Below are 22,247 nucleotides of genomic sequence, written 5' to 3' on the forward strand. Positions count from 1 at the left end.
CTTCGCGGCCTCAGCAGTCTTCGCGGCTGTCGTGGTCGGCGCCGTGCAACCGCCCGAACTGAAGCCCGACCAGCCCTGCTTGACCGCCCAGGGGCGGTTGAAGGAGGGCGCAGCGGCCCCTTCGCGGTCGCCCTCATCCATGGCACCACGACCGCAACGTGAACGTCGGCGCCGACCCGGGTCCCGGCATCCCCGGCTGCTGACCGACTCACCTCCGATGCTCCGGTGTGACGGGCGAGCCCCTTCCCGGGAACGGGCCGTGGGAGGGGCTGGACTCGCGGCGGAACGCGTTCACTGTCTGGTGAGCGGGAGGCTGAGGACTCCGCGGTCGTGTCCGACGATCAGGTCCGCACCCGCGGTGGCCAGACAGGTGAGCGCCACGTCCAGCGCGATGTGCCCCACCTCGCCGCTCTCCGGTTCCCAGACGCGCAGTCGGTGGCCGTGGCGGGTTCCGGCCACCAGAATCGTGCGACCGCCGTGCAGGGTGGTGCCGGTGATGACCGGCGGGCCTGCGGTGCCGGTGGAGGCGGGCAGACCACTACCGATCGGGGCACCGGTGGTGAGGTCCCACAGCATGACCACGCCCTGGTGGTCTGCTGTGGCCAGCACGGTTCGGTCGGGGGTGGGAACGGCCGCCACGGCTGCCGCACGGTGGTCGGCGTCGGCGAGCGCGCGGGCGTTCAACTGTACGGCCGCGCCCGATTCCCAGGGGTCGTCGACGGCGGGATCCCACACGTGAACGCGGCCCGCGGTGTCCGACGCCGCGATCAACGTGCGGGCGGCGGAGAGCGGGACGGCGGCGATCGACTGGATCGGACTGCCGTAGGGGTTGAGGCGCCCGACGCACTCGCCGGTGTCCGGGTCCCAGAGCCGGACCGCGCCTCGGGGCGTGGCGGTGACGAGCAACGTACGGCCGTCGGGGACGGTCGCGGCACACATCCCGGTCACCCCGCCGGGCCATTCGCCGGCCGGTTCGCGAACCGGCTGCCCGGTGGCGGGGTCCCACAGGGCGATCGTCCCTTTGTCGCCGCCACTCGCCAGGAGGACGCGCCCGTCGGGCAAGGGCAGGGACGTCATCGAGCGGATACGGTCCGGATGCTCCGGCAGCAGGTCATGGACGAGGCGGCCGTCGACCACGTCCCACAGCCGCACCACGCCCTGGTCCCCGGCGCCGGCCACGAGCGCGGGCCGACCGGGGAGGGACACCACCGCCAGGGCGTTGACACCCCCGGACGAACCGCGTGCGCCATCGGAGAACACCGCGGTACGGCCCCAGGGTGTGCCGTCGGCCGCGAGCACCCTGTCTCCGTCCTGCCGGAACCGGGTCGCCGCCCTGCCTGTTCCTCCGGGCGCCGTCGGCGCCGCCGGCTCCGCCGTGGCAGCCGCCCCGTCGGAGTCCGTCCACGCCTGCGTCGCGGAGCGCTCAGGGCCCGCACCGTCGGGATCAGCCGCCAGGCCGTCGGCGATCGTCCACGTCCGCTCGCAGTCCCAGCAGCGGAAGTGTCCGCTGAGGCACATCAGTTGGCGGGCCGACTCCCGCGCGTCCCGTTGCGGGACGCCCCTCACCGCGACCAGGCCGCCGACCAGGCACAGGACGGCCTGTCCCGTGATGTCCGGGGACACCCCTGCCAGCGCGACCTCGCGTGCCACCCGCAGGAAAGGCTCCCACCCCTCCCCCAATATCTCCTCCGGCAGGGCCTCCTCCTGCAAGGCCGCGGCGACCTCGGCCCAGGGATGGCCGCCCTGCCGGACCAGGGCGGGATCAGGCGGTGCCGGAGCCTCGAAGGGCGGACTCGCCGGGTCTACGACGAAGAACTCGGGGATCTCGGTGTCGCTCTCGCACCAGGGACACACCAGCAGAAGGCCGTTTTCGCGGGGATCCAGCAGCTGCCCCAGCGCTTCGCCTGCGTAGTGACCGGCGAAGGCCACGCAGGAAAGCGCGAGGTGGGCGCAGACCTGCGCGGGAGTGTCGGCGGCAAGAAGACTTCGGACGGCCGCCCGCTCGGCCAGCCGCAGTGCGGCGCCGAACCCCGCCTCGAGATCGGCCGGGACAGGCGGCCGGTGATCGGCGGTCACGATGAATCCCAGGTCCACCCAGAAGTCCACGGTCTGACCCGGAGGCAGGGTCGCCGCCGCCTCGACGAGGTGCGGCAGGGCCGCGTATGCGCCGTCGGAGACGATCCCCTCATCCATGAGGCCTCCGCACAGGCGCGTCCACCCCTGCCTCCATGCGTCGCCGCTCCCGGTGGCGGCCGCGGAGGCAAACTGCTCCAGGAGGGCCTGCACCTCCTGCGCCGTCACTCCGGCGAGGTCACGCCACCGAGGGCTGTGCAATGACAGCTTAGGAATCATGGAACGAGTCTCGCAGCCGGCACTGACAATCAGACGGCGCCCCGGTGTCCGAGCCCGATGCTCAACTCGTCAACTCGTCAACGCGTCAGTGGGCAGCTCGTCAACTCGTCAGTGGGCAGCTCGTCGACTCGTCAGTCGTCAGCTCGTCAGCTCGTCGACGACCAACGCCACCGAACGCGGCGCGATCCGCTCCAAGGCCTCCAGAACGGGGGCCCAACCGTCCAGCGCCACGGCCTGCGCGGCAAGCCTGCGGGCGCGCGACGGCTCGGACAGCTCCACGAGTGAAACCAACGCGCGGGCTCGGCTCGCGCGGTAGGCGATCGAGCGGGTGAGTGTCTCGGCCCGGGCCGGATCGCCGTGTCGGGCCGTCTCACGGGCGACCGCCACCAACGCCTCGCCCTGGGCCCAGCGGTCGTCGATCGAGTGGACGAGCGCCTCGGCGCGGCCCGTGTCGCCGCGCCGCGCCAGCTCCCGTACCACTTCGACCAGCGCCCTGTCCTGTGCCCGGCGGTCGCCGATCGCGTACGCGAGAGCCTCCGCCCCGGCCGTGTCACCGGAACGGGCCAGGTGAGCGACGACATCCGCCTGCCGCCCCCCGCGCAGCTCGGGATCCAGCCCGTCAGCGAGAGCCATCGCCCGCTCGGCACACCCCTGCCGGGCCAGCAAGAGCGTCACGGACCTCAGCAGAATGTCGTGATCACGGCCATCACCGGTCTCCAGCAGGGTCTCGGCCCGCTCGGCCAGGGCCAGGCCCACGGCCTGGTCGGCGCTCTCGGCGACCGCATCCAGCACACACGCCAGGCCCGAGGCCCCGAGCAGGGCCCCTGCGGAGAGCAAGCTGACGACGGACTCGTCCAGATTCCCCCCGTCCAGGTCCATCCCCTGGCCGCCGGACTCGTCCCGCCCCGGACGCAGCCCCGGACGCAGACCCGGCCCCGCCTGTCCGGCTTCCCCGACCGTGTCCTGGGCGGCCTCCTCGCCGAGCACCCACCCGCACAGAGCGCCGCCTTCCCCCACGGCAGGCCCGGAGGGCGGACGCAGGAGAGCGTCGAGCCGGTCGAGGTCTCCGTCGAGCACCTCGCGGGCCAGCACCCTCGCGAGCGACCGTGGCTTGGACCATGCCGTCGGGCCGCGGAGCAGGGTCATCTCCTCGACACGGTCGGCGAGTACGGCGGCCCGCTCGTGGTCGCCGGTGGCGAAGGCCACCTCCACCAAGAGGGCGAGCACCTGTTCCGTCCCGTCGACGGCGTAGGAACTCACCTCGTCCTCGGCGCGGGCGGCGAAGCCGAGCGCTTCGTCGATGTCGCCTGTGTCCACCACCGCCTTGGCCAACAGAGCCCAGGCCCTCCCCCAGTTGTGCGGGTAACGGATCTCCTGCGCCACGGCGACGGCCCTGTCGCGCTCACCGGCACGGGCCCACTCCGGCACGAGGGCGACGAGTGCCTGGTCCCGCAGCTGCCGTAGGGGAATCGACTCGGCCAGTGCCTGAGCCCCGCACAGGTCTCCGGCGGCCGCCGCTGCCTTCACCAGCCCGAGAAGCTCCTCACCCTGGTCGAGTTCGTCGGTGATCGTGCACACCAGCTCGGCCGCGCGGGCCAGGTGGCCGGTGCGGGCGAGCGCCCTCGGCAACCGGCCACGGGTGACCTCGGCGCCGGAACCCGTCCCCACCGACAACCGCAGCAGGGCCAGCAGGCAGGGCTCGAACCCCCCTCGCGCGACGTCCCCGGCCGCGCCGTCCTCGGGCATCAGGCCGCGACGCCGCTCCCACGCCCGCGTCATGAAAAGCTCCGGCCCCCACTGGGCCAACCCCTCTGACATACCTGGTGCCCCCTCGGTTACCTACGCCAGTATCTTCGTCATCACCGTCGGTGCCGTCCGCGCCGGCTGATCCCGACCGCCGAGAGCGCCACGCACCGGTCGCCGACCGAGCAGCCGCAGGCCGCGCCGATCAGCACGGCCAAGGCCACGGCCACCGCGTGGTAGAGGTCGGCGTCGGGTGATCAGAAGTGGCCACGGCCGTCCAGTGGTCGGTCCCCCGGCGAGGCGGCGTGCGCGTGCGCCAGATCGCGCTGATACCAGGTGCCTGACTTACCGCCGAGGTGGGCCGGGTCGGCGGGGCCTACGGGGACGAACCCGGCTTTGGTCAGAACCCTTTGTGATACGGCATTCTGACGGTCAGTGGCCGCTCGCAGCCTGCGCAACCGGTACTCTACCGCCGCCAGTTGGCACAGCTCCCGCACGGTTGCGGTCGCCACGCCTCGGCCGGCGGCGTGCTGCGCGACTCGGTAGCCGAGCTCGGCGGCGCTGTCTTCGATGTCGACCAGGTTGAACCTCCCGAGCACCGAGCCGTCCTCGGCCACGAGCACATGGAAGGCGCAGATGCCGTCCTCCTGCTCAGCCAGCAGAGCGTTGTACCGGTCGGTGAACCGGTCGAAGAAGTCGTCGCCGCGGTCGGGGACCGAGGCAGCGAAGTAGGCGCGGTTCGCCAGCTCGAAGGCCAGGACCGCCGGGGCATGGCCGGCATGCAGCCGCTGCAACTCGGGCATTGCCCGACACTACCCAAAGGGTGCGCCGGGACCCACCTGGATTGTGCCGGTGGTGGCGCCTGGGTCGTCGACACGGCGGGAGCGGGAGACTCCTCGCGGAAACCTGCCGGTTCGCCGCCGCGGGTAGCGGCTCTGACCTGCTCGGTCCCCGGCCCCAGCCGTCGTGGATCGAGCAACTGGTGTCGTTCGCCGCAGCCGATGACGTCCGACTCGCGGGCGAGCCTGGCCGGACGATTCCCGTCCGAACCGTTGACGCGTCGGCCGGATGGCGCACATCATCGGGCCACTCGATGTCAGCGTTGACACAAGTCATCGATGACATTTCTGGCCGGCGGGCACGGAGGACATCGCGGGCCAGGACGTCACATTTCGGGCCGTCCGCCGTGGGCTGTGCCGCGCGGACGGTCACAGGACAGGAGACACCTTGAGCTCTGGACGTGAAGCCCGGCATGTCCGTGTGCGAACGACCGCCGTGGCGGCGGTCTTCTGCGCCCTGTCCGCCGCCCTGACAGCCCCTCAGGCAGCCGCGTCCGAGGCCCCGCCGTATTCCGAGACCTATCGTCCCCAGTTCCACTTCACTCCGGAGAAGAACTGGATGAACGACCCCAACGGCCTCGTGTACTACAAGGGCGAGTACCACCTCTTCTACCAGTACAACCCCGACGGCAGCTCATGGGGCGACATGTCCTGGGGCCACGCGGTGAGTCCGGACCTCGTCCACTGGCAGCAGCTGCCGCTCGCCCTGTCGCACGACGACAAGGAGATGGTCTTCTCCGGCAGCGCCGTGGTCGACGAGAAGAACACCACCGGTTTCGGGACCAAGAAGAACCCGCCCATGGTGGCGATCTACACCGGCCACGACAAAACCACCGGGATCCAGTCCCAGGCACTCGCCTACAGCACCGACCGAGGCCGCACCTGGACCAAGTACCGCGGCAATCCGGTCGTCGACATCGGTTCGAGGGACTTCCGCGACCCCAAGGTCCAGTGGTACGCGCCGACGAAGAGCTGGCTCATGACGGTCTCCCTGTCCGCCGAGCACAAGGTGCGGTTCTACTCCTCCAAGAACCTCAAGGACTGGACACTGCTCAGCGAGTTCGGCCCGGCCGGCGCGACGGGCGGTGTGTGGGAGTGCCCCGACCTGTTCCCCCTCGCCGTCGACGGAGACACCGACAACGTCAAGTGGGTCCTGGTCGTCAACATCAACCCTGGTGGAATCGCTGGCGGTTCGGCAGCCCAGTACTTCATCGGCGACTTCGACGGCACGAAGTTCACCGCCGAGGACAACGGCACCTCCACTCCGCCCGCCGGAACGGTCCTGCAGGACTTCGAGGGCCCCGACTTCGGTTCGTGGACAGCCACCGGCACCGCGTTCGGCCCCGGCCCGGCGGCCGGGACGCTCGACGGGCAGCAGACGGTCACCGGCTTCGAGGGCAAGGGCCTCGCCAACGGCTTCCACTCCGGGGACGCCACCACCGGCAGCCTCACCTCGCCCTCGTTCACCGTGAACAGCCCCTACCTGAACTTCAAGATCGGTGGCGGCCGGCACCCGCACCAGCCCGGGAAGCTCCTCGCCGACTTCGACGGCGGCACCTACGGCGACTGGACGGCGACCGGCGACGCCTTCGGTCCGGCACCGGCCGCCGGCACCCTTCCCGGCCAGCAGCAGGTCCACGGCTTCCAGGGCAGCGGCCTGGTCAACACCTTCCTCGACGGCGACGCCGCCACCGGCACCCTCACCTCGCCCGAGTTCACCGTCGACAGGCGCTACCTCACCTTCCTCATCGGCGGGGGCAACCACCCCGCCGACTCTCCGAACCCCACCGCCCTCGAACTCCTCGTCGACGGCCAGGTCGTGCGCAGCGCCACCGGAAAGGACGCCGAGGCACTCGAGACGGCCTCCTGGGACCTCCATGACCTCGCCGGAAGGAAGGCGCGGATCAGGGTGGTCGACGACAACACCGGCGGCTGGGGCCACATCAACGCCGACCAGATCCTGCTGTCCGACATCCAGGCCCGGCCCGGGGCTGAGGAGACGGCCGTCAATCTGGTCGTCGACGGCCAGGTCGTTCGCACCGCGACCGGCTCCGACAGCGAGACGCTGGACTGGGCCTCGTTCGACACGCGCCCCTACCTCGGCAAGACGGCGCAGATCCAGCTCGTCGACATGAACACCGGCGGCTGGGGCCACATCCTCGCCGACCAGTTCACCGCCGCCGGCTCCCCCGCTCTCTCCGCCCTGCGACGCGCCGGCTGGGCCGACTACGGCAAGGACTACTACGCGGCCGTCTCCTGGGAGAACGCCCCCGGCGGCAAGCGGTACATGATCGGCTGGATGAACAACTGGGACTACGCCGGCACCATCCCCACCTCCTCCTGGCGCGGAGCGCAGAGCATCCCCCGCCAGATGGCGCTGCGCACCGTCGACGGCCGCATCCGGCTGACCAGCGAGCCGGTGCGCAGCGTGAAGTCGCTGCGGCGTGCCGCCCCGGCGACCGCGCCCGCGGGCACCGTCACGAACACGTCGAAGGCCCTGGCCGGTCCCGACGCCGAGGGCGAGGCGCTCGACATCGAGGCCACGTTCGCCCCCGGAAACGCCGAACGCTTCGGGCTGAAGGTACGCACCGGCGCCTCGGGCCAGGAGACCGTCATCGGCTACGACACCACGACCCAGGAGCTGTACGTCGACCGCACCCACTCCGGCGCCGTGGACTTCGCCAGCACCTTCCCCGGCATCCAGACCGCGCCTCTGAAGGCGGCGAACGGCAAGATCAAGCTGCGGATCCTGGTGGACCGGTCGTCGGTCGAGGTCTTCGGCGGCAGCGGCGAAGCCGTGATCACCGACCAGATCTTCCCCGACCCCGCCGGCCAGGGGGTCCAGGTCTTCGCCGAGAACGGCTCGGTGAAGCTGCACAAGGCCACGGTCTGGCACCTCGACTCCGCCCACGACTGACGCGCCGGCTGAGCGGAGGGCGCTCAGGGGCCCGGGCGCCCGGCCGGGCACGGGCGTGGTGAGCATCCCCTACGGCATCGCCCACGCCGGAAGCGCGTTGCTGGACCGGCATCTGCGGTGGGCGGGGCGGTAGGGGCGGCGGCGTCGAGCACGCTCCTGGCGGGACTGTCCTCGGACGAGTGCGGGGTATCAGCTGCTGAGGTCGAACACCCCCCATGTGGTGAACGGCTCGGTCTGGACGTAGATCCGGCTTCCTCGCCCGACGACACGCCGGCGGCCGGGGGCAGAGCCATCGGGCAGGGTCAGCAGGCCGACATCCGTTGGCTCGACCGATGTAGCGGTGATCTTCCCGTGGGCGAGACGGTCTTGCTCCTCGCCGTAGCCGCCGTAGAAGGCGACCCGCTCGCCGTGGACAGCCACGGCATGGGAGCCCCGTACGCGGTTCGCCCACACCCTCACCGGCCGATCAGGGTGGTCGGGGCGTATCTCGACGAGCGGGAAGTCCGGGTACGGGCAGGCCCAGGCCACGGTGCCGGACACGTTCAGGGCGTAGCAGTCGAAGAGTCCCGGGATGGCGGCGCCGTCCGAGGTCCAGGCGAGCCGGCCCGTGGCGCTCCAGCGGCGGATGCCGGCCGGGTTCTCGTCGAAGTGTCCGACCCAGATATGGCCGGACTCGTCTACGAGCAGGTGCTCGACGGCGTCCCCGACGGAGAAGGACGAGGTCTCGCGGCCGAGCACGTCGAAGATCTGGACCTGGTTCGCGTCCTCGTGCCCTCGGGCTCGGGACGCGGCGACGACGAATCCGCCGTCGGGCAGGCGGTCAAGGTGCGGTCGGCGGGCTGGCACGCAGCTCAGTTCGGTGAGTTCGACGTTGCCGTACGGATCGACGGAAACGACCAGCGCGTCGAAGGGCAGGAGGTCGACGCGGGGCTGCGGAGCGCGTTCGGCAAGCAGCCAGTGGGCGGTGCCGAAGACGTCGACCGTGCTGGTCAGGACGTGGCGGTGGTGGTGTGCTCGGGGGTGATCAGCCGCGAGTCAGTGGAACCAGACGACGAGGCGTACGTTCGCGGCTCCGTAAACCTGGCTGAGAATGCGCATCACGCTTCATACGCGGCCCCAGTCGGTGTCGTCCCCCGCGGCCGAGGCGCGCGTTCGCGTGCCTGAGGCGTCGGTCTCCTGCCAGTCCGTCGTGCTCAGCTCGGCCCAAGTCAGCCAGGTGGTCCCGTGCACATGCATGAGCTCCGGGTGGGAATCGGCCATGCGAGCGCTGAGCCGGAAGGATGGCAGGGGTCGTGTTCGGCCAGGGCGGCGGGCCGGGCAGCCCACAGCCGCTCTCCATCCGCCCGGCGAGCTGTCCGGCGAAAGCGTGGCCCGGACCGGCGGGACATGGATGAACGGACAGTCACCGGGTAGCCGAGGACACGAGGTGCCTTACAACAGCGGAGCACCCAGGCGGAGGGAGCGGCGTGGCCGGAGTTGTCGCACGCATCAAACAGTTCGTGAGAAGTCCGCAGGGCCGGCGCACGATCGAGCAGGTACGCCGGTCGGCGGCGGATCCACGCCGCCGCGCTCAGGCTCAGGAGCTGGTACGGAAGTTGCGCGGCCGCCGTTGATCCGGTGGGCCGGTGCACCACAGGGGCCGTCCCCGCAGGCGCGGGGGTGGCCCTCGTGAATCGGCGGGCAAGAACGGGGTAGCCCTCGGTGAACTGAGTTGGGTCCCGCCGTTTCCGCCCCGATGCGTCGTCGCGCGGGTCGTCCGGCTCACCGCGGACGGCCGGACGCACGTCGTGGCCACCCTGCCGGCCCCCGCGCGGGCGGCCACACCCAACCTGGGTGAGGCGTTCGTCGGCGACATCGCCCGCGCCCACGACGGCACCTTCTACGTCACCTACGCCACCGGCACTCCTGAACTCACCGGCGTCTGGGCGGTGCGTCCCGGCGGGCGCCCGCACCGCATCGCCGCGCTCCCCGCCGACGGCCTGCCCAACGGGCTCGCTCTCGACGAACGCACCCGCAGGATCTACGTCACCGACTCCGTGCACGGCGTCATCTACCGCCTCCCGGCGCTGGGCGGCACTCCGCAGGTGTGGGCCGGCGGCGAGGCGCTCAGGCCCGAGACCTTCGCCGGTGCGAAAGGTTTCTCCGCGGACGGGGCCGTCGCACCGGAGGAGGTCGCCGCCCGCACCGGTGAAGTGCCGCACCCGGGACCGCGCTACTCCCCTCCCCCCGTCAGTGCCTGGTGGCGGTACTCCGTGGGAGAGAGCCCGTACGCGGCGCGGAAGGCGCGGGTGAAGTCGGAGGCGCGGGAGATGCCCCAGCGGGCGGCGACGGCGTGGATCGGCAGGGAGCACGCCGAGGGGTTAGCCAGGTCGCGGGCGGCACCCTCCAGCCTGCGGCCGCGGATCCAGGCGGCGACGGTGTCGCCCTGCGTCTGCTGCGGGAAGATCCGGTGCAGATAGCTGAGGGAGATGTGGTGCGCGGCGGCGATCACCGGAGGGGTGAGGTCCGGATCGTGCAGGTTCTGCCGGATGAAGGCCTGGATGCGTCGCACGAGGACCTGCCGGCGGGACTCCGGCTCCAAGTCGGCCTCGGCGTCGAGGACCTGGGCGCACCAGGCCGACACCAGGTCCAGTACGACCCCGCCCAGGCGCGGTGCGTCCGACGGCGGGAGGGTGTCGGCCTGCCGCTCCAGGCTGATCAGGAAGTCCGCGAGGAGGGCGCCGAACCCCTCCCGTGCCGGCAGGCCTCGGCCCAGCAACTCCCGTACCCGGTGCGGCGGCAGCGGGAGGAGCGCCTTGGGCAGGTCGACGCCCACGCCCGTCACGACCCGTGGCCCGGTGCCGTCCGCCGACCCGGTGCCGTCCGCTGATCGGGTGCCGTAGGGGCACAGGTCGTACGGCAGGGAGCTGTCGGTCAGGTGCAGATCACGGGGGCCGAACGCGTCGTTGCGCCCCGCGTGGTCGAGGGCCAGGCCGCCGTCGATCAGCAGCGTGAGGTGGTACAGCTCGGGGTCGGACTGGCGCACCAGTTTCGGGCTGCGCCGGTAACGCGTCGGCAGGAACGACGTCGGCCACACGGTCACGGAGCCCAGTTCCATCACGCGGCTCTCGGCCCAGAAGTCGGCCGCGTGCGCACTGGTGATGTCACTGGGCGACCGCATCCGGCCGACCATCTCCCGCCAATGGTCGAACCTTTCGGAGGAAGGTACGTCCTCCGTCCGGAACACCGTGCCGATCATCCCGCCCAACTCCGCTTTCCCTGAGCGTTTCCCCGTCCTGTGCTCCCCTTCGACATCCTTGCACGCGCAGCTCGCCTGCTGCGCGGGGCACCCGGCCGCTCAGCCGTCGGACTCCGGGGACGGGAGGTAGGCGACCGGTACGTCGTCCGGCGCGTAGACCTCGGTGTCGCCGGGGTACGGCTTGGTCCAGCCGTGGGTCTGGTACCAGGTGTAGCGGTTCATCTGGGCCGGGTTCGCGTAGTCGGGCACCGCCTTCGGGCCGGTCAGCCTCTGGTGCGAGGCCCAGGTCTTCCACCGCGCCGCGAGCTTGCGCTGAGCCGCCGGGGACGGTGACGGAGGTCGGCGCGGGCGCCGCCGCGGGGTTCTGGGCCGCCGGGGTGTCCGCGCCGCAGGAGGGCTGGGGGCTCACGCCGAGGGTCAGCGAGGTCCGGTTGGGAACCGCCGTGAACGGCGTGATGACGAGGCAGGCGTCGCCGTCGGCGAGGGAGGCCGCGAGACGGGTGCCGTCCGGGCTGACCGTCGACGACATGATCTTGCCGTCGTCGATGACGGAGCGGGTGCCGTAGGGCTTGATGTACTGGTCGGCGGAGACCACCTGGCCGCGGGAGGTGACCTGACCGACCTGCTGGGTGCCGAACCGGTAGGTCGAGGCGACCGCGGTGCCGGTGACCCCGAGCGCGACGGCGATGCCTGCCGTGACCAGCGTGGTCCGGCGGCCGAGGCGTCTGCCGAAGAGGGTGACCCGCTGCGTCTCGTCAACCCGGCGCTGCCGTGTTACCTGCATGGAACTGTCCCTTCGAGGTGGTGTCCAGCAGCTCGACGTTGCCGTCGAACTGCCACAGGGGGTTCGGGGCGTCTCCGGTCGAAGTACGCACCAGGAAGTAGCCGTTCACTTCCTTCGGTCCGTCGCCGTCCGCCACGAACCGCCCGTCGGAGCCGATGTCGAGCTGGTAGACGGCGGTCCCCGCGACGGGCACGCCGGGCAGATGCCAGGTGACGACGCACCGCCAGTCGTTGCCCGCGCCCTCCTGGGCGCCCTGCCCGTCGCTCTTGGCGCACGCCGCCGTGGCCCGCAACCGGTCCTCGGTGACGGCCGGACGGTGGAGCTGGGCCGTCTGCAAGCGGTAGAGGTGGGCGAAGGCCGTGGCGAGGGAGCGCTGGACCTTGTCCTGCTCGATGCCGGAGCCGGCCGACGGGGTCACCAGGGTGACCACCGCGACGGTGAGGGCGGTCAGTCCGGCGAGCGGCAGCAGCCCGAGGGTGAGCGCGCGGCGCCCCGAGCCGTCGTAGGCCGGGTTGGTGAAGTCGCGCCGCAGGAAAAGCAGTCGGGCGAGCGCGGTCGCGACCAGCGCCCACACCAGGCTGACCGCGACGGCGATCAGGAGCGGGCGGAGCTGCGGCGGACCGGTGAACAGGCCGTTCCGCGAGACGAAGGCGTAGCCGGGCAGGGCGAGCCGCACCGCGACGGGCAGCGGCAGCGGCAGCGGCAGCGGCAGCGGCAGCGGCAGCGGCAGCATCTGGGCGACCGACGTGCCGAGAGCGAGGAGCGGGGGCAGCAGCAGCCCCGTCGGGGAGCGCCCGAGCGCGACCGACCCGAGCAGTCCGATCGAGGCCAGGGCGAGGGTCGGGGCGACGGCGCAGGCACATGCGGGGGCGACAGCTTGACCGGTCGCCGTCGTCCCGGGTCCACGCGCAGTCGGCGCACTACCGGCCGCGCATGGACCCGGAACCGGGCGGAGGCGGCGTCGACGGCCGGTGTCCCCTACGCACCGGGCGAAGGACGCGGTGACCGAGGCACTGCGGGTCAGGCCTCCTCTGCGGACTCCTCGTTCTTCGCGGTCTCCTCCTGGGCCATGCGCAGGAAGCGCCGGATCGCCTCGGGCGCCATGTCGAGCCCCTCGGACGCGGACTTCTCGTCGCCGAACACCTGTACCGCCTCGGCGACCGCCACGGCCAGCTCGGACTCCGCCTTGCGGACCTTGGCCTCGGCCTTGTCCACCATGTCGACCACCGAGAGCTGGCGGCGCTGCTTCTCCTGGAGCCTCTGCTTGCGGGAGAGCGTCTTGTCAGAATTCTGCACAGTCACGACCAAGATCATAAACGGGCGGGGCACGCCGGGGAAATCAGCAACTCACCTGTTCTACAGGGGCGTTGTCGGCCCGAGCCCGTCGGGTGGGCGACACGGCCAGCGCGAGCGCCTGGGCGACCGCTCCCACCAGTGCGGTCACCAGGGCGAAGCGATGGCCCATCCGGTCGGCGAGGATGCCGCCGAGGGGGGCGCCGACCGCGACCATGCCCCAGTTCATCGAGCGGATCGTCGCGTTCATCCGTCCGCGCAGCCGGTCGGGCGTCACCGACTGCCGGTAGCTCATCTCCACCGGGCTCTCGATGCCGATCGCCAGCGAGACGGTGAAGTAGGCGAACGCCACTGAGGCGAGGGCCCACGGTCCGCTCTGGGCCAGGACCAGCGGCAGCCAGCCGACCGCGGCGACCACCCGGAAGACGATCAGGGTGGCGCCGACCTCCAGGCTGCGCAGGATCCGGCCGGAGAGCGCGCCGCCCAGTACGGCGCCGACGCCGGCGCAGGCGTAGGTGACCCCCAGGCCGAAGCTCCCGATCCTCAGCTGGTGCAGGGCGAAGACCACGAAGACCGTGCTCACCATGCTGTTGAACAGGAGCATCGCGTGCGAGGTCAGGGCGATGGACGCCAGGGTTCGATGCCGGTAGACCCAGGCCACCCCCTCGCGCAGCTCGCTGCCCACACTGCGCCGCGCACCCCGGTCGGGAACCGGGTCGGGCGCCTTCACCGAGGCGAGGAACAGCCCCGACAGCAGATAGGTGAGGGCGTCCACCAGCACGGCCAGCGGCGCCCCCATGACCTTGATCAGCGCTCCGGCGACGAGCGGGCCGGTCGAGCCCGCCACCGCGCCGGCCTGTTCCATCCGGGCGTAGGCCGGGTTGAGCAGGTCTTCGGGGACCAGTCGCGGCACGTACGACTGATGCGCCGCCTCGAACAGCAGGGACAGCACCCCGACGGCGAAGACGCACGCGCACACCCCCGGGATGCTGAGCCGGTCCAGCGCGTACAGCACGGGGATCGCACCGAGCACGACCGCCCGTCCGAGATCCGTGCCGACCATCAGCGGTTTGCGCCGGCAGCGGTCCACCAGCACGCCGGCCACGAGTCCGAAGAGAAGGTACGGCAGCCAGCGGGCGGCGCTGACGACACCCACCTCCGTGGCGGACGCGCCCAGGGCCACGGCTGTGAGGACCTGGAGGGCCAGGCCTGTGACCTGGGAGCCGAAGGCGGACACCGCGGAGGCGGTCCAGAAGCGGACGTACCCGGGGACTTCCAGGAGGCGCGGCATGATCGGACCGTATCAGTCAGGACGTTCGGCCCCTACAGACGGCAACTCCGGTACTTGCTGGGCAGGTTGAGGCAGCTCAGCAGCCTCACTGTCGTGACGGCGACAGCGATCAGGATCACCCTGGCCGCCTCGCCCGCGAGCTCGCGCGTCCGCGGCGCGGCTCGGCTGCCGTGCCGTCGGGGAAACGTACCGTAATGTGGCGATCCTGTCGGTTCTGCGCGGGCGGGATGGAGCTGAGGCCGTGACGGGCGGGGAGTCGGCCGGACGGCGGGCATGGGCACCGCTGCTGGCGGTGTGCGCCGGGTACTTCATGGTCATCCTGGACGTCACCGTCATCAACGTGGCGGTCCCGGTGATCGGCCGCGAGCTGTCGGCCTCGCTGACCGGCATCCAGTGGACCACCGACGGATACACCCTGGTCTTCGCCGGGTTCCTGCTGACGGGCGGCGCGCTGGGCGACCGGCTGGGGAACCGGCTGGTCTTCTGCCTGGGCGTGGGGGTGTTCACCGCCGCCTCGGCCGCCTGCGCCCTCGCCCCGAACGCCCTTTTCCTCGTCGTCGCCCGGCTGGTCGAGGGGCTCGGCGCGGCGTTGATCGTGCCCGGTTCGCTGGCCCTGCTCCAGCAGGCCTACCCGGCGCCCGCCGCCCGTGCGCGGGCGTTCGGGCTGTGGGGGTCGATGGCGGGCATCGCGGCGTCGGCCGGGCCGCTGCTCGGCGGGCTGCTCGTGTCCACGGTGGGCTGGCGGTGGGTGTTCCTCGTCAACCTGCCGGTCGGCGCGGCCTGCCTGGCGCTGACGCTGCGGCACGTGGCGCGCTCGCCCCGGCACCCCGCCCGGGTGATGGACTGGCCGGCACAGTGCGCCGTCGTGGCGGCCGTGGCCCTGCTGACCGCCGCGCTCAACGAGGCCGGACGGCGCGGCTGGTCCGATCCGGCGGTGCTCGCCGGGATCGGCCTGGCGGTGCTCGCGGCCGCGGCCTTCGGGGTGCGCGAGCGGCTCGCCCGCACGCCCGTCCTGCCCCTCGCCCTGCTGCGCACCCGGGCGATCGTCGGCGGCGCCGCCATCGGCCTGCTGTTCAACTTCGCCTTCTACGGGATGGTGTTCACCGCCAGCCTCGGCTTCCAGCAGCAGCGCGGCTACAGCGCCGTGGCCACCGGGCTGGCGCTGTTCCCGGCGGTGGCGATGACCACGTTCGCCTCCGTCCTGTCCGGACGGCTCACCCGCCGTACCGGCGACCGTCCGCTGGTGGTCGCCGGCATGCTGACCGCCGCCGTCGGACTGGCGGGCTGGGCGGCCGCAGGACCGGACCCCGCCTACGCGCTCCTCGTCGCCCCCATGATGGCCGCCGGCTTCGGCACGTCCTTCGCCCTCACCGGGACGACGACCACCGTCATGTCCGCCGCTCCCCCCGGCTACTCGGGAACCGCCTCCGCGTTGTTCAACACCACGCGTCAGCTCGGCAGCGCCACCGCGGTGGCGCTCGGCGGCAGCCTCCTCGCCACGGCGACGGACCCCGCCACCGGGCTGCGCGTCAGCATGGCCGTCGGCGCCCTCGCATACCTGGTGGCCGCGGGCCTCGCACGGCTGTGCGTCCCCCCGCCTCGGCAGGGGTGACAGCGGGCCGCTACGGTGCGGCCATGTCTGATCACAGGGAGCTTCCGCTGCTCTTTCTCGATGTCGACGGAACCGTCCTGCCGTACGGCGGCGCACAGCTGCCCACGACCCCGCAGGGGTGGGACGCGTGGGAGGACGTGACGAACCCCCAGCTGGCGAGGATCGACCTGGGGCACGGTCCCCGGCTGCTGGCGCTCCCCTGCGTCCTGATGTGGGCCACCGCCTGGATGACCAGGGCCAATGAGGTGATAGCGCCGCTGCTCGGACTGCCCGCGCTGCCGGTGGCGGGACTGCCGCAGGCGCCCCTGGAGGACGAGGCGGGCGTGCTGCACTGGAAGACGCGCACTCTGGTCCGGCTGGCGATGGGGCGGCCGTTCATCTGGGTCGACGACGAGATCTCCGATCTCGACCACGCCTGGGTCTCGGCCCACCACCCGGGGCGCGCACTGTTGCACCGCGTCGACCCCGGGAGCGGCCTCACGGCGTCCGACTTCGCCGCACTGGAGGCCTGGTTGCGCGGGGAGGCGTCTTTCGCCGACGGCCAGTGACCGTACGTCAGATGTCCAACCCCTACTGTGAGTTCAAGTGAGAAGCCTGGCGCGGGAGGGCGGCGGCGGTATGTCATGCCTCTGCCATCGGCCGGCCAGTGCCGGAATGAAAGGAAACCCTGTGCGTCTGCGCCCCCTGCGCCTCCTCTGCGGCTCCGCCGCGCTCGCCCTGACCCTGCCGGTCCTGTCCCCCGGGCAGGCCACGGCGGCCGTCCCCGTCTCCTCGGCCTATCTGCAGAACTACGCCACCGGCCTGAACGCCGCCGACAGCGGCGGCACGGTCGCCGCGCACAACCCCAAGGGCAACGAGGACCACCAGCAGTGGACCCCGGTCGCGGTCGACGGCGGCTACCAGTTGCGGAACTCCGACGAGTCGGGCACCTGCCTCGGTCGCAGCGGCACCTCCGCGGTGACCGCCTCGTGCGGAACGGCGGGCACCGTGTGGACGATCGCCGCCGCCGCGGACAGCACGTACACCGTGAGCGCCCCCGGCACCTCGCAGTACCTCACCGCGTCGTCCTCCGACTCCGGTGCCGTGGCGCTCGGCCAGGCCGGTGATCTCGCCCGCTGGTACCTCACCCCGGTGTCGTACGCGACCGCCCCGATGCCCTCCGCCGACACCCGCACCCTGGACCAGGTCACCTTCCTGACCGCGCACAACGCCTTCGCCAACGGCGCCGACGGCAACTTCGCCTCCTTCCCGGTGAATCTCTTCCCCAACCAGAACTACGGCATCAGCCGCCAACTCAGCGACGGCGTACGCGGGTTCATGCTGGACGACTACACCGTCTCCGGGAAGGCCGTGCTCTGCCACAACAGCTGTGACGGTGTCGGCAGCCCCGTCCCGCTCGCCACCGACCTCCAGCGCATGGTCGACTTCCTCAAGGCCAACCCGGGCCAGTTCGTCACGGTGTTCCTGGAGGACTACGCCTCCTCCGACGTGCTCAAGGCCTCGCTGGCCTCCGTGAGCGGACTGTCCGACGTGCTGTACCGGCCCGACCAGGAGGGTGTGGCGGCCAGGGGCTGGCCGACCATGGCGGACCTCGCGGCGCGCGGCAAGCGGCTGCTGATCTTCAGCGACCGCACGCGGGCGAGCGACATCGCGAACGGCTGGGCCGCCCGTGACACCTTCGGTGTGATGTACCAGCGGGAGTGGACCGTCGAGAACTACTGGTCCATGGGCGGCGGAATCGGCTCCTCGGACTGGTCCTGCTACAGCCGCTGGGGCACCGGCCGGCCGCTGACCGTGGACTCTGCCGCCTTCCACCCGCTGTTCGTGATGAACCACTTCCGGGACTACACGATCAGCGGCACCACCACGACGGACAACGGCAAGCTCCTCAACCGCGCGCAGAACTTCTGCACGCCCGCCGCGCGCAAGAAGCCCACCTACCTCGCCGTGGACCGCTACGACCTGGGCTCCCCCACCCCGCTCAGCCAGGTCGGCACCCTCAACACGTACGTCCTCGCCCCGGGGCAGTGAGCCACGGGCCGCCGCGAGCGCGAGACTCGGATCCCCCGCGCCAAGATCTGCCGCGGGGGGCGGCGTGGCGGCCGCGGCGGCCGTGACAGGTGTGACGGGTGTGGCGCAGGTCACGGGAAGGCGATACGGGGTGCCGGACAGCTCATGGAGGTGAGCACTCATCTGCGTACCCGGGTTCGGGCCGGGGAATCGAGCGCGTTCGCGGAGCTGTTCGACGCGTACGCCGGCGCGGTCTACAACCATGCCTTCCGACTGACCGCGGACTGGTCGGTGGCCGAGGACGTCATGGCGGCCACCTTCCTGGAGGCCTGGCGGCTGCGCGACCGCGTGGACCCCGAAGGCGGCTCGCTGCGTCCCTGGCTGCTGGGCATCGCCACCAACACCGCACGCAACCAGTACCGCAGCAACCGGCGTTACCGGGCCGCCGCCAACGCCGCCGCGGCGGCCGAGCTGTCGGTGCCCGACCACGCCGACGAGGTGGCCGCCCGGGTCGACGACCGGCGCCGCCTCGCCACCGCCCTCACCGCCCTCGCCCGGCTGCGCCGGCCGGAGCGCGAGGTCGTCACGCTCTGCCTGGGCGAGGGCCTGGACTACGAGGCTGCGGCGCAGGCCCTCGGGATCCCCGTGGGAACGGTGGCCTCCCGGCTCTCCCGGGCCCGCAGGAAACTCCGTTCGCTCGCCGAGCCCGAACCGGTCGGTCCCGCGAGCGGGACACCGTACGAAAAAGTGCGCGGAATACGGGAAGGCGGCCGTCCCGCCCGACAGACAAGAGGTGATCGCACGAACGTGATCCGGCCCGCACAGGAGGGAAACCGATGAACGCGAACACGTCCGGGCACCAGCCCGCCGAACGGACCGGGAGCGCCCCGCTCTTCTCCGGAACCACGCGTGAACTGCCGCCGGGCCGCCACCAGTTCCACAAGGAGCGCCTGATGGCCCAGATCCACGACCTGCAGCAGGACGAGCGCACGGCGACGGCCGCGCCCGCGCGGCCCCGGCGGCTGCGGCTGCCCCGCCCGGCGGTCACCCTGCCCGTCATGGCGGCCGCAGTGGTGGCGGCGGTCGTCGCCGGGCTGTCGCCGTCCGTCGGGGGCGGGGCGCGGGACGGCGGTGTCGCCACCGGACCGGCCCTCGCCACCGGACCGGCCCTGACCACCGAGGTCGGCGCGGCCAGCACCCGGGGCGTGCCCCAGTTGCTCGACCAGATCTCGCTGGCCGCGGCCGACGTGTCCCACCCCTCCGTCGAGCCGGGGCAGTTCGTCTACATCGAGTCCCAGACGGCCGACACGTTCATCCAGTACGAAGGCGATGAGTCGAGCCTGGCCAGCCACAGCCTGCACCGCCGTCAGGTGTGGAAGTCGGCGGACGGCACCAAGGGCTGGCTCATCGACCCGGCCGTGAACGAGAGCCCCGAGGGGGAGACGCTCAGCCTGCCCGACGAGCAGGGCGACACCCCGGTGGCGACGCTCAACGATCCCTCGTACGACTATCTGGCGAAGCTCCCCACGGACCCCGACGTCCTGCTGGCCAAGATCTACAAGGAGACGAAGGGGCAGGGCAGGACGCCCGACCAGGAGGCGTTCGCCACCATCGGGGACCTGCTCGGCGAGAGCTACCCCCCGGCGGCGCTCTACTCGGCGCTGTTCAAGGCCGCCGCGAAGATCCCCGGTGTCGTCGTGGTCGACGACGCGGTGGACGCCGTAGGCCGGCGCGGGGTGGCCGTGGCCCGGCTCGACGAGACCAGCGGACAGCGCGAGGAATGGATCTTCGACCGGAAGACCCATGTCTTCCTCGGCGAGCGTACCGTCCAGGTGAAGCAGGGCGAGGGGGACGACCGACTGCTCAGGCCCGGCACCGTGATGGACACCAGCGCGATCCTGAAGCGGGCGGTCGTCGACGCCATGAAGCAGCCGCCGTCGCAGGCGGGCTGACGACCGGCGCTCTCCGGCCGGAGCGGCGCCGCCCGCCGCTCCGAGCGGCGACGGCACCGGACGGTGCCGTCGCCCCGCCGCGGGCCTATGGTCCGTGCATGGGGGCCGTTCCACGGGCCCGGTCGGCGGCTCGTGAGTGCTGGGGCCGGTGGCCGGCGTGTGCGCCGGCGGACCGGCCGGAGCGCGGTGCGGACGAGGGTCCGGGAGGTCGGCGACGCGCCGGGGGCTGACGCCGTCGACGTCGGGGCCGGTCCGGAGCTTCTGCGGGCCGCCGTGGCGGAGGCGGTGCGGGAGAACGGCGGCACCATGAACGCCCTCGCCGACACCCTCGTCCGCCGCGCCCGTCGCTCCGCTCCGCGCGCGACGACATCGCCCTGCTGCTCATCCGGTCCCGCTGCGACTGAGCGGTGGCGCCGGGACGGGGCGCTCGGGCGCGCGCCTCCCGTTACCCGTCCGACCTGCGTTACCGTCCGACCTCTTGACGCGCTGCCTATGACTGCGTAGACATGACAGCGCAGACATGACTACGCAGTCAGACCCGCTTCACCGCGGGGCGTCTGACATCATCGATGCACGAGGACGACCGTTCGGCGCACCGGGAGACACCATGACGCGAGCGACAGGGCGGGGCACCAGTTCCGCGGCGGCGCGCAGTGTGGACGTCGCCCGGCTCGCCGGGGTCTCGCAGAAGACGGTGTCGCGGGTCTTCAACGACGAGCCGTATGTCTCGGCCGACGTCCGCCGACGGGTGCTGGAAGCGGCCGAGCAGCTTGGCTACCGGCGCAACAACGCCGCCCGCGCGCTGGCCTCCGGCCGCAGCCGCTCCATCGGCGTCGTCACCCTCGGCACCGCCCTGTACGGCCCCGCCTCGCTCCTGATGGGGGTCGAGCGGGTCGTCCGGGACACGGGCTACGCGCTCCGGGTCGTCAACACCGTGGAGGGCGACCCCGCCGGGGTGGCCGGTGCCGTGAACTCGCTGCTCGACCAGGGCGTGGACGGCATCGTCATCTCCGAGCCGATCGACGAGAGCGGGCCCGGGGGAGAGACGACCCTGCGGGTCGACGTGCCGGTCCTGGTCCTCGGCGCGCCCCCGGCACTGACCGCGCCCACGGTGCTCACGGCCGGCGACGGCGCCGATGTCATGGCCCGTACGGCGACCGAGCACCTGCTGAACCTGGGGCACCCGACGGTCCATCACCTCGCAGGGCCGCAGCGGTGGTACGCCGCCCGGGACCGGCTGGAGGGGTGGCGGGCCACACTGACCGCGGACGGCAGGCGAGTTCCCCCGGTCGTCGAGGGCGACTGGTCGGCCGCATCCGGATACCGGGCGGGTCGCGAACTCGCCGCGGACGACACGCTCACCGCCGTGTTCGTCGCCAACGACGACATGGCGATCGGGCTGATCCACGCGCTGACGGAGGCCGGACTGCGGGTGCCGCAGGACGTGAGCGTCGTCGGCTTCGACGACGTCCCGGTCGCCGCCTACATCGCTCCCCCGCTGACCACGGTGCGCCAGCCCTTCGACACCGTGGCCCAGGAGGGACTCAAGCGTCTCGTGCACGCCATCGAGAACCCCGACGCCGATCTCCTGCCGCCGAGCGACCCACCGGTCGACCTCGTCGTCCGCGCCTCGACCGCGCCCCCCGCCGACCGGACGAACCCGGCCCGCGCACGGCGCACCGTCTCCCCTGCCGACGGAGGCGCCCCGGCGCCCACGCCCACGACAGGAGGTCTCGCCAGCCGTCCCTGACCGGCCCACCAGCCCTCCGGCCCACCGGCCCACCGGCCCCTGAGCCCACGGCACCGAGCGTGACCGACGGTCGAGCCGCCGTACCCGTCCCGCCCGTGCCCTCCCCCTTCACCTCGTCGCCCGCGCGCCCCCTGGGCCGCCGCTGACCCGCGACCCACCCTCCCCTCATCGGCGTACCCGCCCGGTGGCCACGTCGCGCCCACCCTGCTGCACCGCTCCGCTTCCTGGCTCTTCCTTCACCCCCGCACGCCCTCGCCCCGCGTGCCTCCTTCTTCGCCCCGGCGGGAATCCACCTTGCCCAGAAACACCTCCATGCCGGTCAGCCGGGCCGACATCGACAAGGCGATGAGGACACCCACCGAGCTGACGTTCTGGACGTGGGTCCCGAACATCGCCAAGGAGGTCGCCTTCACCCTCACCGACAGCCTGCTGGACCTGCGGCCGTACGGCGCCTCCGCCTGGACCT

At 72.1% G+C, this 22,247-nt stretch carries 15 protein-coding genes and 2 pseudogenes; 7 read left to right on the forward strand and 10 right to left on the reverse strand.

What is annotated here, in order from left to right; translation table 11 throughout:
* Window positions 1-291: 291 nt before the first annotated feature.
* The 3 genes from AQJ58_RS26025 to AQJ58_RS26035 all read right to left on the reverse strand — a co-directional run bounded on the left by AQJ58_RS26025 (window position 292) and on the right by AQJ58_RS26035 (window position 4,898).
* Complete coding sequence (locus AQJ58_RS26025; RefSeq protein ID WP_234360297.1) at window positions 292-2,193, reverse strand: WD40 repeat domain-containing protein; 1,902 nt, start codon at window positions 2,191-2,193, stop codon at window positions 292-294.
* A gap of 297 nt (window positions 2,194-2,490) precedes the next feature.
* A complete protein-coding gene (locus AQJ58_RS26030) occupies window positions 2,491-4,131 on the reverse strand; it encodes a hypothetical protein (protein WP_159056339.1) in 1,641 nt (546 codons plus the stop codon).
* A 221-nt stretch (window positions 4,132-4,352) separates the two neighbouring features.
* On the reverse strand, window positions 4,353-4,898 hold the full coding sequence (locus AQJ58_RS26035; protein ID WP_067254155.1) for a GNAT family N-acetyltransferase: 546 nt from the start codon (window positions 4,896-4,898) through the stop codon (window positions 4,353-4,355).
* Between the two features lie 424 nt (window positions 4,899-5,322).
* On the opposite strand from AQJ58_RS26035, the gene AQJ58_RS26040 reads away from it, so the two are divergent.
* Entirely contained in the window at window positions 5,323-7,851 is a 2,529-nt protein-coding gene (locus tag AQJ58_RS26040) for a glycoside hydrolase family 32 protein (protein ID WP_067254158.1), read from the forward strand.
* A gap of 189 nt (window positions 7,852-8,040) precedes the next feature.
* Here the strand turns inward: AQJ58_RS26040 and AQJ58_RS26045 are convergent, their stop codons facing one another.
* The 6 genes and pseudogenes from AQJ58_RS26045 to AQJ58_RS26070 all read right to left on the reverse strand — a co-directional run bounded on the left by AQJ58_RS26045 (window position 8,041) and on the right by AQJ58_RS26070 (window position 14,457).
* The gene (locus tag AQJ58_RS26045) at window positions 8,041-8,697 is read right to left on the reverse strand and encodes a hypothetical protein (RefSeq protein WP_234360298.1); all 657 of its coding nucleotides are present in this window, start codon (window positions 8,695-8,697) and stop codon (window positions 8,041-8,043) included.
* A gap of 1,366 nt (window positions 8,698-10,063) precedes the next feature.
* Window positions 10,064-11,089, reverse strand: a complete 1,026-nt coding sequence (locus AQJ58_RS26050; protein ID WP_067254162.1) for a helix-turn-helix domain-containing protein — start codon at window positions 11,087-11,089, stop codon at window positions 10,064-10,066.
* A gap of 99 nt (window positions 11,090-11,188) precedes the next feature.
* A pseudogene (locus AQJ58_RS41535) lies at window positions 11,189-11,543 on the reverse strand (phosphoesterase); the annotation flags it as partial.
* A 301-nt stretch (window positions 11,544-11,844) separates the two neighbouring features.
* Window positions 11,845-12,729: pseudogene (locus AQJ58_RS26060) on the reverse strand (ABC transporter permease); the annotation flags it as partial.
* 164 nt (window positions 12,730-12,893) lie between these two features.
* On the reverse strand, window positions 12,894-13,175 hold the full coding sequence (locus tag AQJ58_RS26065; protein ID WP_234360299.1) for a hypothetical protein: 282 nt from the start codon (window positions 13,173-13,175) through the stop codon (window positions 12,894-12,896).
* Window positions 13,176-13,212: 37 nt separating this feature from the next.
* Window positions 13,213-14,457: an MFS transporter gene (locus AQJ58_RS26070; RefSeq protein ID WP_067254171.1), complete on the reverse strand. Its 1,245-nt coding sequence runs from the start codon at window positions 14,455-14,457 to the stop codon at window positions 13,213-13,215.
* Window positions 14,458-14,698: 241 nt separating this feature from the next.
* On the opposite strand from AQJ58_RS26070, the gene AQJ58_RS26075 reads away from it, so the two are divergent.
* The 6 genes from AQJ58_RS26075 (at window position 14,699) to AQJ58_RS26100 (ending at window position 21,781) form a co-directional block, all read left to right on the forward strand.
* A complete protein-coding gene (locus AQJ58_RS26075; RefSeq protein WP_267892094.1) occupies window positions 14,699-16,069 on the forward strand; it encodes an MFS transporter in 1,371 nt (456 codons plus the stop codon).
* A 23-nt stretch (window positions 16,070-16,092) separates the two neighbouring features.
* Entirely contained in the window at window positions 16,093-16,617 is a 525-nt protein-coding gene (locus AQJ58_RS26080; RefSeq protein ID WP_067254174.1) for an HAD domain-containing protein, read from the forward strand.
* Between the two features lie 106 nt (window positions 16,618-16,723).
* A complete protein-coding gene (locus tag AQJ58_RS26085) occupies window positions 16,724-18,100 on the forward strand; it encodes a phosphoinositide-specific phospholipase C-related protein (RefSeq protein WP_067254176.1) in 1,377 nt (458 codons plus the stop codon).
* 144 nt (window positions 18,101-18,244) lie between these two features.
* Window positions 18,245-18,919: an RNA polymerase sigma factor gene (locus AQJ58_RS26090; protein WP_234360300.1), complete on the forward strand. Its 675-nt coding sequence runs from the start codon at window positions 18,245-18,247 to the stop codon at window positions 18,917-18,919.
* The gene (locus AQJ58_RS26095; RefSeq protein WP_067254179.1) at window positions 18,916-20,031 is read left to right on the forward strand and encodes a CU044_5270 family protein; all 1,116 of its coding nucleotides are present in this window, start codon (window positions 18,916-18,918) and stop codon (window positions 20,029-20,031) included. Before AQJ58_RS26090 ends, AQJ58_RS26095 begins: the two co-directional genes overlap by 4 nt.
* Before the next feature lie 607 nt (window positions 20,032-20,638).
* Entirely contained in the window at window positions 20,639-21,781 is a 1,143-nt protein-coding gene (locus AQJ58_RS26100) for a LacI family DNA-binding transcriptional regulator (protein ID WP_079079239.1), read from the forward strand.
* Window positions 21,782-22,017: 236 nt separating this feature from the next.
* Here AQJ58_RS26100 and AQJ58_RS46020 read toward each other — a convergent pair whose 3' ends face one another.
* The gene (locus AQJ58_RS46020; protein ID WP_159056340.1) at window positions 22,018-22,179 is read right to left on the reverse strand and encodes a hypothetical protein; all 162 of its coding nucleotides are present in this window, start codon (window positions 22,177-22,179) and stop codon (window positions 22,018-22,020) included.
* Between the last annotated feature and the right edge of the window lie 68 nt (window positions 22,180-22,247).

The sequence above is a fragment of the Streptomyces sp. DSM 15324 genome (assembly GCF_001514285.1).
In the GTDB taxonomy this organism is placed as follows: domain Bacteria; phylum Actinomycetota; class Actinomycetes; order Streptomycetales; family Streptomycetaceae; genus Streptomyces.

Excerpts from the sequence above, each read along its gene's own strand:
- AQJ58_RS26025 (WP_234360297.1), bottom strand. The coding sequence starts at position 2,193 with ATGGATGAGGGGATCGTCTCCGACGGCGCATACGCGGCCCTGCCGCAC.
- AQJ58_RS26030 (WP_159056339.1), bottom strand. The coding sequence starts at position 4,131 with ATGACGCGGGCGTGGGAGCGGCGTCGCGGCCTGATGCCCGAGGACGGC.
- AQJ58_RS26035 (WP_067254155.1), bottom strand. The coding sequence starts at position 4,898 with ATGCCCGAGTTGCAGCGGCTGCATGCCGGCCATGCCCCGGCGGTCCTG.
- AQJ58_RS26050 (WP_067254162.1), bottom strand. The coding sequence starts at position 11,089 with ATGATCGGCACGGTGTTCCGGACGGAGGACGTACCTTCCTCCGAAAGG.
- AQJ58_RS26070 (WP_067254171.1), bottom strand. The coding sequence starts at position 14,457 with ATGCCGCGCCTCCTGGAAGTCCCCGGGTACGTCCGCTTCTGGACCGCC.
- AQJ58_RS26080 (WP_067254174.1), top strand. The coding sequence starts at position 16,093 with ATGTCTGATCACAGGGAGCTTCCGCTGCTCTTTCTCGATGTCGACGGA.
- AQJ58_RS26085 (WP_067254176.1), top strand. The coding sequence starts at position 16,724 with ATGAAAGGAAACCCTGTGCGTCTGCGCCCCCTGCGCCTCCTCTGCGGC.
- AQJ58_RS26090 (WP_234360300.1), top strand. The coding sequence starts at position 18,245 with ATGGAGGTGAGCACTCATCTGCGTACCCGGGTTCGGGCCGGGGAATCG.
- AQJ58_RS26095 (WP_067254179.1), top strand. The coding sequence starts at position 18,916 with ATGAACGCGAACACGTCCGGGCACCAGCCCGCCGAACGGACCGGGAGC.
- AQJ58_RS26100 (WP_079079239.1), top strand. The coding sequence starts at position 20,639 with ATGACGCGAGCGACAGGGCGGGGCACCAGTTCCGCGGCGGCGCGCAGT.